A 14,474-nucleotide genomic window follows, 5' to 3' on the forward strand; every position below is an offset into this window, starting at 1 on the left:
CCTCTACCTCGCCGACGACCGAGCCGGCGCGCTCGCCGCGCTCGGGCGGTTCTGCGACCTCTACGCCACCGGCGAGCTGCCCGAGTTCCACCACGACCTCGACACCATCATCGCCTGGGGCGACAAGATCCTCGCCTACCACGACCCCATCGTCGGCCGGGCCAGCAATGGACGACTCGAAGGCACCAACAACAAGCTCCAAGTCCTACGCCGCGTCGCGTACGGGTTCACCAACCACGCCAACTTCGAAGCCCGAGGCATCCTCGCCTGCCCCGCCATACGATCATCACCACCGAGACCAGCCACCCTCACCCCATGAAACCGCGCAGTCTCCAACAAACTCCAAGTCCTGCGCCGCGTCGCGTACGGGTTCACCAACCACGCCAACTTCGAAGCCCGAGGCATCCTCGCCTGCCCCGCCACACGATCATCACCACCGAGACCAGCCACCCTCACCCCATGAATGCGCGCAGTCTCGCCAAGAAGCCCGACAGGGCGGCCTCGTTGCGGTGGGCGACCATGGCAAGCACCTCACCGGTCTCGCCGTTCTGCAACACCGTCACGTACCGGTGCCGGCGACGCATCGACGTCTCGTCCACCAGCAACACCCGACACCGCTTCGACCGGCGGTGCGCACCCACCGCCTCCGCCCACGACGAGACGAGCGCCATGATGGTCTTCCAGGCGATGCCGTGACGGCGAGCGACCGCCCGGATCGACATCACCTTCGCGTCCGCCACCAACACCCGCGCCAGGCGGCGGGTGAGGCGGCCTTCGAACTCGTCATGGCACTCGAGGTGACGCTGCCCGCAGTTCCCACACACGAACCGGCGGCGCTGCCACACCAGTGTCACCGGCCGGCCCGAGACCGGCAGGTCCCGGATCTTGCGGATGCGGGTGTCATGCACCTCGCGGCAGCGGAACCCACAGTGCGGGCAACCCGACCACGACCTCGTCGACACGACCGACACGACGAGCGCGTCGATCGTGTCCACGAGAACCTTCACCACGCGGATCAACCTCAGGTGCAACCGCACCTGCATACAGTCGGGTGCCATCGGGGCCTCCTGGGTTCGGCATCTTCGACAACACCGAGTCCAGCGGGGCCCCGACCCTGGAAGGTGGACCCTCTACAAGACCCTCATCCCACGTTCACGCGCAGCGCCTTCTTGGCTGCCCAGGGGCACCGCTGGTGCCGGGGCGTGCAGGTCGTCGTGTCCGACGGGTCCACCTCCTACAAGGCGGCGATCGACCGGCATCTCGGTCACGCCCGCCACGTGCTCGACCGGTTCCACGTGGTGCGCTGGTTCGCCGCGGGGCTCACGCTCGTGCGCCGCAACACCCAACGCCGCGAACCACGCGGGCAGGTCACGCCCGCGTTCGACCCCGAGGTGTTCCGGGCCCGCTTCGCGCTCGTCCGTCGCGGTGACACCCTCACCGACGCGGATCGGGAACGCCTCGACCAGCTCTTCGAACGCCACCCCCGCATCGCCGCGGGCTGGCACGCGCTGCAGGAGCTCTACGGGCTGTACCTCGCCGAGGACCGCGACGGGGCGCTCGCCGCGCTCGACCGGTTCTGCGATCTCTACGCCACCGGCGAGCTCCCCGAGTTCCACCACGTCGTCGACACGATCATCGCCTGGGGCGACGAGATCCTCGCCTACCACGACCCGACCGTGGACCGGGCCAGCAACGGCCGACTCGACCGCACCAACAACAAGCTCCAGGTCCTGCGACGCGTCGCGTTCGGATTCACCAACCGCGCGAACTTCGAAGCCCGAGGCATCCTCGCGTGCCCCGCCATACGATCATCGCCACCGAGACCAGCCGCCCTCACCCCATGAATGCGCGCAGTCTCCACCAAGCTGCTGAGCTTGCTCGAAGCGGGCGACCCTCGCGGCGAGGTGCGCATGGCGTGGCATGCGAAGGAGACGGTGCGGGGCATCTACGACATCGACGACTCCGGCCTTGCCGGCGAGTTCGTCCTCCGTCTCGGTCACGACCTCCTAGACGACTCGTGTCCGCCCGAGGTGCGTCAGCTCGGCCGCACGATCGTGCGGTGGGCCAACCAGATCGCTGCCCGGCACCAGGCCTACCTGTCGAACAGACCCACGGAGGCGATCAACAACCTGATCAAGAGAGTGAAGCGAGTGGCGTTCGGGTTTCGCCACTTCGCCCACTACCAGATCCGCGCCCTGCTTTATGCCGGCAAACCCAACTGGGATCTACTCGCCACGATCACACCCCGCTGAAACGCGAAGCGCCGGAATTGGCCGGTGGTGGGGTCGTAGTAGCGGACCATCGCTTACAGCCCACAACCTTCGTTGCGGGCCTTGAAGTCAGTGATTGTGATCACTTGGCCGTCGCCCGTACGGACGGAGCCCTCCGGGATCTCTGCCGGATCGAACGAGATGATCGATCCGAGTGCGTTCACACCTCTGTCGTTCGTCAGCCGAATGAGGGCGAATGTCCCATCGGGCCCGACCACCGTGGAGGAACGGACGTCGTACCCGTGGACGGACTCACTGATCGGGAGGGTCGATGCGGAGCCGGCGACGGCCGTCGCGGACCAGACGACCGGGGACCTGCTCGAGTTGCCTGCCACGATCTCGGCGTCGCCGATACCCCCTGGGCGACATGAAACGATCGTAGGAGCGCCACCGATCGTCGCGATCCCGATCGACTTTCCCGTCAGCCCCGACCGCTCGCCCATCACCCACGACACCCCCACACCCACGACAAGGGCGACGAGGAGCGCCGCGAGGATGAGTCCTCCGACAAGAGCCGTGGTGACGATCGGAGTCCGTGCGCGGCTGGTCATCGGGTCAGCCGCCCGGACGGTTTCCCACGACCGGCGATCCGCCGGTCGAACCACAGGCCGCCTGCTCGGCGCACTCGTCATAGCCGCCTGACACGAAACCGGCACCGCCCTCGAAGATGTTGCAATCACCTTGGAAGTGGCGGGCGGCAAGGTACGCCGGGACGAACGCCCAGCCCAGAGCTCCCCACTGGTAGGAGTGCCTGCTCTCGTGGGCGAAGAGATCGGGCGAGAGCTCTTCGGTCCCCGGGTTCATCACCACGTCGCCGAAGGTGAAGGCCGTGCCCGAGATCGGCGAGGCGGCACCGATGCATTCGAGTCGGCCGCTTCGAATGTGGCAGTTGCCACCCGACGTGATCATCCCGTACGTGATGGCGACGGAGTTGATGCTCGGGATTCCAGGCATCGGTGACACGTTGTTGCCAACTACGCGTACGACTTCGGCACCAACATCGACGACTCCACCGACGAAGTCGCCGGCTGCATCGACAAGATCGCCGAACCCGAACAAGCCCGTCGGGTCGGTGTTGTTAAGGGGGTTACCGTAGACGTAGCCGTAGGGCTCCCTGGTGATCGGCGTGATGGGGTCGCGGGTGAGGAATTGGCCGGTGGTGGGGTCGTAGTAGCGGTTGCGGAGGTGTTGGTAGCGGGTTTCGGGGTCGGTGTATTGGCCGGTGTAGCCGAGGGGGGTGGTGGCGGTGCCGGTGCGTACGGTGAGTTGACCGTAGGGGTCGTAGGTGTAGGTGGCGATGGTGTTGCCGGCGGCGTTGGTGAGCGCTCGGGTGGAGCCCAGCTGGTCGTGGTGGTAGTACCAGATGCTGCCGTCGGGGTTGATCTGGGAGACGGGTAGCCCGCCGGGTCCGTAGAGGTAGTAGGTGCTGGCCCCGCCGGTGGTTTCGGTGAGCAGCATCGGCAGGCGACTGGCGTGGTCCCAGCTGTAGGTGGTGAGGTTCCCGCCGGTGCGTTTCTTGGTGGCTCGCATGCCGGTGGGGTCGTAGGTGTAGGTCCAGGTGTCCCGGGTGGGTGAGAACGAGCCCACCACGTCCACCACCAGGTGGGCGGTGTTGACCGCGCCGCCGGCAACGACCCGGAAGGTGCCGTTGGCGGAGAGTTTGACCACCGCAGTCGCGTCATCGGGGATCCCGGCCTGGCCCGCGACCGCGATGGTGACCGGGGTGTTGTTGGTCAGCGGGTTGCAGCTGTTCGAACACAACCCCCCTTGGCTGGTGGGGCGGGTGTCGTAGACCCTGGTGGGGGTGACCGGGTCGAACTCGGTGCCCGAGCTCTGCACCCCGGTGGCGAACCAGCCGAACACGTCCACCACCACATCCACCGGCGCCCCAGAGTGATTCGCGATCACGATCTTGCCACCGACACCCACCTTGGCGATCACGAACCCCGCCCGGCTCAGACCGGCCTGCCAGTTCACATTCGACGTAGCCGGCTCCACACCACCCGCAGGGTACACGTTCAGACACCCGCTCCCAGTGGTGTTGATGACGGTCACGTTCACCGCCACCGCAGCCACCCCGGCAGCAGGCACCCCACCCACACCCGCCACCTGCACCGTCAACGAAACACCCGGGGCGATCGTCGTGCACGCACCGCTACACGAACCAGCACCGGTAGCCGAGCGACTGTCGAGCACCCGAGCAGCGGTCAACGCGGTGAACTCACCGTCATGACCGCTACCCGTCAGCACAACCACCTTGGTCAACCGGTCCTCCTGATCACAAGACAAATCCCAGATCGCGTCCCCCGGAGGCGACACCCTGGTGCGGTTCCCATTGCTGTCATAGCTGAAGCGGATCGCCTCTGCGGGCGGCTGATCGCACGGCCCGGTCGCCGCCACCCCCACTGGCACCAAATAGCACAGCCGCTGCGCAGAATCGAACACCCGACGGCTCCCGTCAGGCAGCAGGACCAAGTTGTCCGCGGCGTCATAGTCGTAGACGGCCAAGCCTGAGCTCGTGAGGAACGAGCCGGTGGTGGGGTCGTAGACGCGGACGACCGAAGTGGGTGCGAGTAAGAGCCCCGTGGTCACGAACTTCTCGACAGCGAGATCAGGAGCACGACGCAGCCAATCGGTACGGCAGCAACCAGGACAACCAGCGCAACCACCTGGCCGCGTGAAGTCGCCTCTTCAAGAAGGCCCCTGCGAACCCGCCACGACCATCCGACCATCCAGAGGATCGAGACGATGATCGCTGGGAGTGCAGCCTCCATAGTCATCGATCGGAGTAGTCGTTGGTGCAGTCGTAGATCCCGAACAGAAGGGCCGCAAGCCCGCCGGCACCGGGGAAGAACCCTGCCAGGCCGCCAACGCTGGTCTGGACCCACGCTTCTTCCATCGCCCGCTCGCACGCAGGCGAGCCGGGGCTTCGCTGGCAGACATCATTCGCTTGCTTCAAGTCATAGAAGCCGTAAGCGGTCAGCGAAGCGCCGTAGAAGCCGCTGGCGATCTTCGATCCGAACAGCAGCCCGCCACCCGCTGCCGTGGCCTCGATCCCGACGGCCCCTGCGGCCTGAGGGATCAGCAGCGGGATGTCGAGGGCGACTCCGACGACGTTTCCGGCTCGCGTCCAGTTCGAGTCCCAGCGAACCTTGTCCTCGTCGATGAACACGTCCGCGTGGCCCAGCGTGATTCCGTTGAGTACACCGCCCGAGAAATCAGCCACTCCCTGTCCAACGGCACCCCAGTCGATGTCGGGCCACAACCCGCTGGGGTCAGTCATGTTGAGCGGGTTGCCATAGACGTACCCGTAGGGCTCCCTCGTCAGCGGCGTGATGGGGTCGCGGGTGATGAATTGGCCGGTGGTGGGGTCGTAGTAGCGGATGTGCGGCTGAGGGTCGCGGATCAGCCCGTGATCAGCTCGCGGACTGCCAGCACCAGGAACAGGCCGGACGCTGCGAATGCGACCCACGCGCCCGTTCGCGCACCGGCGAGCTTCTCCGGGGCGTACTTGCCGAGGTTCACACGGCGTAGCGTCAGCAGCCCCAGGATGAGGAAGAACAAAGAGATCAGGGTGGTGAGACCGGCGTCTGTCAGCGCGAGAGCGAACATGGTCAGGCACACGCCAGCTCGTAGCTCAAGCCGTTGTCGTCAATGTGGCCGTTCAGGAGGCTCAGGAGGATCGAGACGAACGTCCCGGTCCGGTTGCCTATGAGTCCGGCCCACCCGCCCAGGATGAAGCTGGGGGTGTTGGTCGCTACAGCGCTTGCACACCCGGGATGCGGCCCCGGACCCTCGATGCAGCCCTGATAGATGCCGTAGCCCCCCGTGGCGGACGAGTAGTAGCCGAAGGCGACGGGATACTGAAGCGAAGCCACAGCGACGATCCCGGTTCCGACGTAGCGGCCCAACCGTGCGTCGTCGCTCTCCAGGTCAACCCGGTCTCCAAGTCCGATTGCATCAAGCGCCCCCTGCCCGTGCCCGAGGAGCATGCCGTTGATCACGCCACCTGCCGTATCCGCCGCTGCCTGCGATCCGGCTGCGTTCTGCTCGGCGATGCTGTTGCAGTTGTCGTCGGCGATATCGACACACCAGTCGGTGCCGGGGATGCGGAACAGCCCCGAGGGGTCGGTCATGTTGAGGGGGTTGCCGTAGACGTAGCCGTACGCGCTTCGGGTGAGGGCGTTGGCCGGGTCTCTGGTGAGGAATTGGCCAGTGGTGGGGTCGTAGTAGCGGTTGCGGAGGTGTTGGTAGCGGGTTTCGGGGTCGGTGTATTGGCCGGTGTAGCCGAGGGGGGTGGTGGCGGTGCCGGTGCGTACGGTGAGTTGACCGTAGGGGTCGTAGGTGTAGGTGGCGATGGTGTTGCCGGCCTGGTCGGTGAGGGCGCGGGTGGAGCCGAGCTGGTCGTGGTGGTAGTACCAGGTGCTGCCGTCGGGGTTGATCTGGGAGACGGGTAGCCCGCCGGGTCCGTAGATGTAGTAGGTGGTGGCCCCGCCGGTGGTTTCGGTGAGCAGCATCGGCAGGCGACTGGCGTGGTCCCAGCTGTAGGTGGTGAGGTTCCCGCCGGTGCGTTTCTTGGTGGCTCGCATGCCGGTGGGGTCGTAGGTGTAGGTCCAGGTGTCCCGGGTGGGTGAGAAGGAGCCCACCACGTCCACCACCAGGTGGGCGGTGTTGACCGCGCCGCCGGCAACGACCCGGAAGGTGCCGTTGGCGGAGAGTTTGACCACCGCGGTGTTCGCGACCGTCTCGCTGACCGCGAAGTTCAGGTTCGAGGTGGGTGGCGCCGAACCAGAGCTGTAGACGCTGAGATACCCGCTGGCGTCAGGCGCGACCGCGGTGAGGTTCACCACCACCGCGGTGGCGTCATCGGGGATCCCTGCTCGACCCGCGACCGCGATGGTGACCGGGGTGTTGTTGGTCAGCGGGTTGCAGCTGTTCGAACACAACCCCCCTTGGCTGGTGGGGCGGGTGTCGTAGACCCTGGTGGGGGTGACCGGGTCGAACTCGGTGCCCGAGCTCTGCACCCCGGTGGCGAACCAGCCGAACACGTCCACCACCACATCCACCGGCGCCCCAGAGTGATTCGCGATCACGATCTTGCCACCGACACCCACCTTGGCGATCACGAACCCCGCCCGGCTCAGACCGGCCTGCCAGTTCACATTCGACGTAGCCGGCTCCACACCACCCGCAGGGTACACGTTCAGATACCCGCTCCCAGTGGTGTTGGTGGCGGTCACGTTCACCGCCACCGCACCCACCTCAGCGGCAGGAACACCACCTACGCCGGTGACCTGCAACTCGAGCGTCGCCCCAGCCGCGATCGTGGCGCACCCACCGGAACAGCTGCCGGTGCGGGTAGCCGAGCGAGTGTCGAGCACCCGGGCGGGGGACACGGTCCTAAACGTACCGCCCGCCGGACCCGACTCCGTCGAGAACCAACCCTGCACATCCACGACCACATCCACCGGCGAGTCGTGCCCAACCACCCCAGGATGAGAACCGTTGAAGATGGTGACCTTCCCATCCGAAGACAACCTGGTCACCGCCACGTTCGCAATCGTCTGCCCGGCCACGAAGTTCAGATTCGAAGTACCCGGCCGCGGCTCGTCCGCAGCATGGATCACCAGATACCCCCGACCGGTGGTGTTGGTGGCGGTCACGTTCACCGTCACCGTGCCCACCCCGGCAGCAGGCACCCCACCCACACCCGCAACCTGCACCGTCAACGAAGCACCCGGGGCGATCGTCGTGCACGCCCCGCTACACGAACCAGCACGGGTAGCCGAGCGAGTGTCGAGCACCCGGGCAGCGGTCGCGGCGGTGAACTCACCGTCATGACCGCTACCGGTCGGCACAACCGCCTTGGTCAACCGGTTCTCCTGGTCATAAGACAGATCCCAGGTCGCGTCCCCCGAAGGTGACACCTTGGTGCGGTTCCCGTTGTTGTCGTAGCTGAAGCGGGTGGCCTCTGTGGGTGGCTGGTTGCACGGCGCGGTCGCCGGCACCCCCGCTGGCACCGAATAGCACAGCCGCTGCGCAGGATCGAACACCTGACGGGTGCCATCCGCGAGGCGCACCAGGTTGTCCGCGGCGTCATAGTCGTAGCTCGCCGCGCCGGAGCTGGTCAGCTGGTCCCGCAGGTTGTAGCCGTGGGTCTCACTGGCCGGGCCCGGCAACCCCACCTGGGTGGTGGAGCTCAGATCGCCGTTGTTGCGGCGCGTGTAGCTCAACTGGGCGTAGGCGCTGCCGGACTTGTTGAAGGCGACGCCAATCAGACGGTCCGCGTTGTCGAAACTGAACGTGTCCACGTTCGCGGTGCCCGCCGGGTACGTGATCCTGTCCTGGTTGCCGTTGGCGTCATACCCGAACCGGGTCACGTTGCCCAGCCAGTCCCGCACCGAGGTCAACTGGCTGGCGTCATCGAACCCGCGGGTCACGGTCTTGTTCCCCGGGTACACGATGCGGGTCAGGTTCCCCCGCAGGTCATAACCGTACGAGGTGACCACCCCCGCCCCATCAACGGTGCGGGTCAGCCGACCCAGCGAATCCCAATCCCAGTCGACGCTCCTGCCGTCAGCCATCGTGATCACATCCCGGCGCCCCAGCGGATCGTAGGTGATGTTGGTGACATCCACCGTGTCGGACGCGCTGTAGTCGATCGTCTTGAGCTGACCCGCGGGGTCATAGCCGTAGCTGATGCACTTGGTCGCCGGGATCGCCGCGCAGTTCCCGCCATGCTCCTGCTTCCAGAGCATCCGCCCATCTGGGGCGTAGCCATAGCGGATGGTCCGGTTCTGCGGGTCGGTGACTGAGATCACCCGCCCCGCCATGTCGTAGTCGTACAGCGTCGCGTTGCCGGCACCATCCACCTGCGCCTTGAGCGACCCATCCGGCCAATACTGGTTCTCCAGCGTCGAACCGTCAGCACGGCGCACGAACCGCAACTCGTTCGCCTCGTTGTACTCGTAGCGGGTGGTGTTGCCGTTCGCATCCGTCACCGACACAAGGTTCCCAGCAGGGTCAAACGCCCTCGATGACTCGTGCCCGTTCGGATCGACGATCTTCGTGACCCGCCCGAACCCATCCGTCTCGAACACCGTCCGATACACCGTGTCAGTCGGCGATCCACCCTTCGGAGCAACCATGTACGCAGGACGCCCCACCGCATCGAAGCTGAAGTAGGTCGTGTGCTGGTTCGGGTCCGTCACCGACGTGCGCATCCCGAACTGGTCGTACCTGTAGCTCCACACCTTGTTCCCCGGATCCACCATCGACGTCACATCCGACGGGTGATCAGGGTCGTCGTAGCGGTACTCGTGGCGCTGCACCCCCAACAGCGTGCACGACACCAAGTCCTTCAACGGCGTCTCCACTGCCACCAACCGCGCCCCCGACGAGTCATACTGAAAATCCGTCGTGATCGGACACGACGCGTGCGCGCCCACCGTCACCCAATCAAGCAACCCAAACCCCGCCGTATACCCCATCGTCGTCCGCCGGCCCGCCCGATCAGTCGAGCTCACCACACGGCCCGCCGAGTCGTACCGCGCGGTCATCGAGACCTTCCCGTCGGGGTCGATCACGCTGATCCGACCAAGCGTGTCCGGATCGTAGCGATACCGCCAAGTCGCAGCCTCGGCAGTCTCGAATCCTGTGGTGGTCGAAATCAGAACACCGTCACGGTAGGTATCCAAGCGCTTACGACCCCGCGGATCCGTGATCCGCGTCCTTCCGACTACTCCCCCATAGTCATAGTCGAAGGTGGTTGTCCGCCCCAACGGGTCACGCTGAGATGTGACCCGTCCATTCGTGTACGTGTTGTGCACACTCCTCGGGTTTGTCTGTCCTTCTTGGCGAGGATCGTACAAGTCCGTCAACCGGTGTTCGCTGTCATAGCCATACCGCCAGCGATAGCCGGCCAGATCCGTCACATACTCCAAGTTCCCAGCAGCGTCATAATCGTAATTCACCACGCGCCCAGCGGCATCAGTCACGGTGTCGATCCGATCACCAACCCACGCAATCGACACCACGCGCCCGTCAGCATCCGTGATAGACGTGAGCCTGTCACCGGTGTAGGAGAGCGTCGTTGCCAATCCATGGCGATCCGCAACCGCCGTGAACCGTCCGCCATCATCGAACTCCATTATCGTGCCATCGGGAAATGACAATTCGTAGCCCCCGCCCGGGAGAGCGGTAAGACGTGACACGACACGAGGGGCCGCTAGGAACGACCCGTCACTCTGCTTTCGGAACACCGTGCGCGCGCCGTTGGATTCCACCACACTCACCTGGCCGGCGCCGGGGACATCAGCCAGCAATCGGCGACCCCACCAAAACGACCAGCCGTAGCCAAGCGGCCCATCAACACCAGCGAAATGCGAGTTGTAGCAACGACTCCACTTGAACGGTGTCCCACGACCGGAGATCTCAATGTCGGTCACCTGCTCGAAGAAGTTTCCCCATTGCGTATTAATGGGGTCACCAGCATCAGCCTGGGTGCCGGCAACATTCGGCACTGACGCATTACACCGAGACGATGCTTCGTCAGCAGTTACGGGGCCTTCTGTGACAAGAGGCTCAACGATCTTACGCAGAGTGTGTGAGATCTCCGCGGTCGTAAGGTACAGGTCGCCACTGGTTTCGTCGAAAGTCACACTCTGTGCTTTTCGATCGTTAGGGAGGTCATACGTTGACTTGTTTTCCCACGCCCGAGCCGGGTCGACTTCACTAAGGTCAACTGTGAAGACCTTAAACCCGCGGTCAAGAGGTCAGGACAACCGGGTACCCGCCCGGTCGACAGCTATACCCCTATAGCCGTCGGCCTCCCAAGGTGTCTCAACGAGCTGATCAGTACCAGGATCCCATATCTTAACCTTATTATCTAGACCGGCAGTCACAAAGTAAAGCTTGTCGTGCGCCGTGGCAAGAGACCCCCCGCCTGAGAACCAGAGCATCTGACTGTACGAGTTGAACACCTTGTCGGTGACCCGTGAACCACCCGCAACATGACTAATCCTGACCACATCGCGACTAGATCCGGCGGAATACTTGTAGGTGTCGACGACCCACATCGTGCCATCAGAGCCGAACGCGATGCCGCGTGGGTTGTAGAAACCATCAGCCACAACACTCGGAGCCGAACCATCGAGGGGCACCTTCCATACAGCGTCCGGGCCGTCCTCCTGACCCCACACAGCAGGTGACCCACCGCTCGTAACATAGAGAGCATTATCACCCCCGATTGCGATCTCATTCGGCGCAGACAGCTCCGCCAACGTAGATACCATCGCCGTTGACAGATCCACCTTACGGATCTTCCCGTTTCCCGCATCTGCAATATACGCGAACGCACCATCCGCCGAAATAGCCACATCAACTGGGCGATCGAAACGAGCCGCGAGGCCCGACCCATCGGCGTACCCTGCGTTCCCGCCCGCAATGATTGAGATATCCCAGGCGATCGCTCGGCCGTGGTCACCCAAGACCACCAACGACGCGACAGTGCAAACCGCGAGGACGCACGCCGTCGCACGCACACCGGACCTCGCACCCCCCGACCCGCCACGTCGCACCACGCGCCCACCCCTCTCAACAGCATCGTCGCACGGCCCTACAGCAGGCGCGTCGCGACCCTGTAGCAACAGCTATATGAGGGCGCATCCTATGTGTATGCGAACCTCACGTGCAACGAACTCTCTACACCAACCCCGGGCGAACCGCTCGCCTCTGCCGCCACGCGTGCTCCCCTGCAAGTAGTACTCCATGCCCACCGCGCCCGCGGTGACGGTCACCGTGTCGGCACACGACCCCTCACGGCGCAAGCAGGAACACGCTCAGCCCCAAAGCTCGCTCAGATCCCCAGAAGCCGAGAGTGGAGCGGGTGAAAGCGTCAGCTGACCACCCGGTTCTTCGTCGGCACGAACGGTCGGCAGACCTGCCCCCGCAGCGACGGGCACGGCGGGAAGCCCGCAGGGATGTCGACCGGGAACGCCTTCACGGTCGGCAACACGACCCCCGACGGGTGCTCCGGCGAGCGGCCGATCTCGTACACCGGATCGGGTCGGGTCGGTGGCGGGTTCTCGAACTGCCACAGCGGCGTGTCGCGCCCTGGGGTGTTGACCTGCACCCGCAGGCGGCTGCCTGCCCGGAAGACCTGGGCGAACGGGAAGATCGGCACCTTCACCTGCACCCACTCACCGGCCGGCAACGGCTCCCGATCACGGGCGCGGAAGCTCTGCTCGATCAGCAGCTGGTTGGACCGGCTCTCGTCGACCTTGCGCGCGCTGGCTCGCAGCAGGCCGTGCTGCACGTAGTACTCGCTGCCGTCCGGCTGCACGATGCTGACCACCACCTCGAGGTGGGCATCCGGCTCATCGGTACGCAACCACAGGTCGGCGTAACCGGGGCCGGCCATCACCACGTTCTCGCTGAACGGCGCGGTCAGGTAGGAGAGCGAAGCACCCTCAGGCGCCTGGGTCCAATCCGAGGGAACCAGCGGCTTGATGAAGTCGTGGGCGGCAGCGGTGGTGTAGGAGGTAGATCCCGCCGCCGGATCGAACACGAAGCCGTCGCTGCCCGCGGTCGTGGGAGGCGCGTCGGTGAGCGTCTCGTCCGGACCGAAGTACCAGCGGCGCGCCTCGACCGACGGCGGTGGGAACGAGTCGAAGGTGGCCTCGAAGCGGTACGCCGGTGCACCCGGGACGGGCCCCGCAGCGCCGGACTCGAACAGCAGCCGCACCTGTGGCTCGGCCTCGTACGCGGCGAGCGCCTCCTCGTACTGATCGTCGCTGTACTGCGCGAAGCGGTCGGGTTCGAAGCCCAGGCCGTCGACACCGAACGCGTCCTTGAACGCCGCCGGCGCAGCCGCCCGCACCGCAGGCGAGAGCCTCGGCACCCGCCGGGCGACATAGAACTGCAGGAACTCATACCAGCGGGTGAGCACCATCGGGCTGTAGCCGTCGGGATGCCGCCCGTTGAAGAGGGTGAACCGCTTGTGCTCGGTGCCGGTGAAGCGGTCGAGCATGGTGGCGAACGCCGGGCCGGTCTGCTCGTCCTGCCAGGCGCCGGTCAGGTACACGGGCACCTCGATGTTGGGCACCAGTAGCGCAAGTCGGCGGTCGTCGATGGCATCGGGCCGATCGACGAGCCGACGCGAGAACTGCTCGTAGTCGACGTTCCGCTCGCGCAGCACGAGGTTGCTCGCGCAGGTCTGGTCACCCTCCGCAACCCGGTCGCTCACCCACGACTGACCCCCGGGCGCGGCCTGACGGTCGCGCTCGGCCAGCCACTGGCGGGCGAAGCCGCTGTTGTAGATGCCACCCGGCCATTGCAGCCGCCACGGATCCTCGATCACCGAAAGTGGGGTGATCGCGGCCAGGCTCGGGGGGCGGGTGGAGGCGACATACAGCTGGGAGATGCCCGAGTACGACAGCCCGACCATGCCCACCTTGTGGTGCAGCACCCACGGCTGGCGGGCGATCGCCTCGACCACGTCGTAGCCGTCGGCCTGCTGAGCGGGACTGAAGATGTCGAACACCCCACCGGAGCAGCCGGTGCCGCGCATGTTCACCCCGACCGTGGCGAAGCCCAGGAGGTTCGCGATGCTGGTGCCCGGCTCGGGGCTCGACGGGTTCGACGGCGAGTAGCCGGAGTATTCGATCACCGTCGGGTAGGGACCTTCCCCGTAGAGGTCCTTGTTCGGAAAGCGCACCATCACCGACAGCTGCACACCGTCGCGCATCTCCACGTAGCCGAATCCCTCACCGATCCTCTGGCGCTCGTAGTGCTCGACCGGCGGGGTGTCGCCGACCCCGAGCACCCGAAAGGGACCGGCCTGCTCGACCGGTGAGGTGGTCTCGTCCCGCACCGTGTACCCGTCGCCGGGCTCCACGCCGCTCGCCTGCTCCTCCAGGTAGAGGAACACCGCTTGGCCGTGGTCATCTGCGGTGAGCGTGGCCAGGTCCTCCCCCGCGGGTGAGACGAGGGTGAGTTGCTCCCCAGGCTGCGCCCCGGTCACGGTCACCTGGTTGACCCCCGGCGTGACGGAGAAGGCGGCAGCGACCGTCTTCTCCCCCCCGCCTCCCGAGGTACACGCCGCCGCCACCAGCGCCAGCGCCACGACGACCCCCGACAGCCGCTTCATCCCGTTCTCCCCTCCACAAAAACGAACGGCGCTCACCTTAGCTCGGCGCGGCGGGC

Annotated in this window: 11 protein-coding genes; 3 read left to right on the forward strand and 8 right to left on the reverse strand. The window is 65.6% G+C overall.

All coding sequences use genetic code 11. The features are described from left to right. A partial coding sequence (locus HZF19_RS13225) for a transposase (RefSeq protein WP_208029264.1) occupies positions 1 to 319 on the forward strand: 319 nt, incomplete at its 5' end. A gap of 133 nt (positions 320 to 452) precedes the next feature. Here HZF19_RS13225 and HZF19_RS13230 read toward each other — a convergent pair. Next, the gene (locus HZF19_RS13230; RefSeq protein WP_208029265.1) at positions 453 to 1,058 is read right to left on the reverse strand and encodes a transposase family protein; all 606 of its coding nucleotides are present in this window, start codon (positions 1,056 to 1,058) and stop codon (positions 453 to 455) included. Between the two features lie 63 nt (positions 1,059 to 1,121). Between HZF19_RS13230 and HZF19_RS13235 the strand changes: the two genes are divergently transcribed. After that, the gene (locus HZF19_RS13235) at positions 1,122 to 1,844 is read left to right on the forward strand and encodes a transposase (protein WP_307781222.1); all 723 of its coding nucleotides are present in this window, start codon (positions 1,122 to 1,124) and stop codon (positions 1,842 to 1,844) included. Continuing rightward, complete coding sequence (locus HZF19_RS13240; protein WP_208029267.1) at positions 1,845 to 2,252, forward strand: transposase; 408 nt, start codon at positions 1,845 to 1,847, stop codon at positions 2,250 to 2,252. A 53-nt stretch (positions 2,253 to 2,305) separates the two neighbouring features. On the opposite strand, the gene HZF19_RS13245 is transcribed toward HZF19_RS13240, so the two are convergent. The 7 genes from HZF19_RS13245 to HZF19_RS13275 form a co-directional block, all read right to left on the reverse strand. Further along, positions 2,306 to 2,821 carry a hypothetical protein gene (locus HZF19_RS13245; protein ID WP_208029268.1) on the reverse strand — a complete coding sequence of 172 codons (516 nt, stop codon included), beginning with the start codon at positions 2,819 to 2,821 and terminating at the stop codon, positions 2,306 to 2,308. A gap of 4 nt (positions 2,822 to 2,825) precedes the next feature. After that, positions 2,826 to 4,862, reverse strand: a complete 2,037-nt coding sequence (locus HZF19_RS17240; protein ID WP_208029269.1) for an RHS repeat-associated core domain-containing protein — start codon at positions 4,860 to 4,862, stop codon at positions 2,826 to 2,828. Positions 4,863 to 5,046: 184 nt separating this feature from the next. Continuing rightward, a complete protein-coding gene (locus HZF19_RS13255; RefSeq protein ID WP_208029270.1) occupies positions 5,047 to 5,742 on the reverse strand; it encodes an RHS repeat-associated core domain-containing protein in 696 nt (231 codons plus the stop codon). Continuing rightward, on the reverse strand, positions 5,676 to 5,894 hold the full coding sequence (locus HZF19_RS13260; protein ID WP_208029271.1) for a hypothetical protein: 219 nt from the start codon (positions 5,892 to 5,894) through the stop codon (positions 5,676 to 5,678). The genes HZF19_RS13255 and HZF19_RS13260 overlap by 67 nt, the downstream gene beginning before the upstream one ends. Beyond that, positions 5,885 to 10,930 carry an RHS repeat-associated core domain-containing protein gene (locus HZF19_RS13265; protein ID WP_208029272.1) on the reverse strand — a complete coding sequence of 1,682 codons (5,046 nt, stop codon included), beginning with the start codon at positions 10,928 to 10,930 and terminating at the stop codon, positions 5,885 to 5,887. The genes HZF19_RS13260 and HZF19_RS13265 overlap by 10 nt, the downstream gene beginning before the upstream one ends. A gap of 114 nt (positions 10,931 to 11,044) precedes the next feature. Further along, the gene (locus HZF19_RS13270; RefSeq protein WP_208029273.1) at positions 11,045 to 11,764 is read right to left on the reverse strand and encodes a hypothetical protein; all 720 of its coding nucleotides are present in this window, start codon (positions 11,762 to 11,764) and stop codon (positions 11,045 to 11,047) included. A gap of 401 nt (positions 11,765 to 12,165) precedes the next feature. Next, a complete protein-coding gene (locus HZF19_RS13275) occupies positions 12,166 to 14,418 on the reverse strand; it encodes a CocE/NonD family hydrolase (protein WP_208029274.1) in 2,253 nt (750 codons plus the stop codon). Between the last annotated feature and the right edge of the window lie 56 nt (positions 14,419 to 14,474).

It is taken from the genome of Rhabdothermincola sediminis, from assembly GCF_014805525.1.
GTDB lineage: Bacteria > Actinomycetota > Acidimicrobiia > Acidimicrobiales > Acidimicrobilacustridaceae > Rhabdothermincola > Rhabdothermincola sediminis.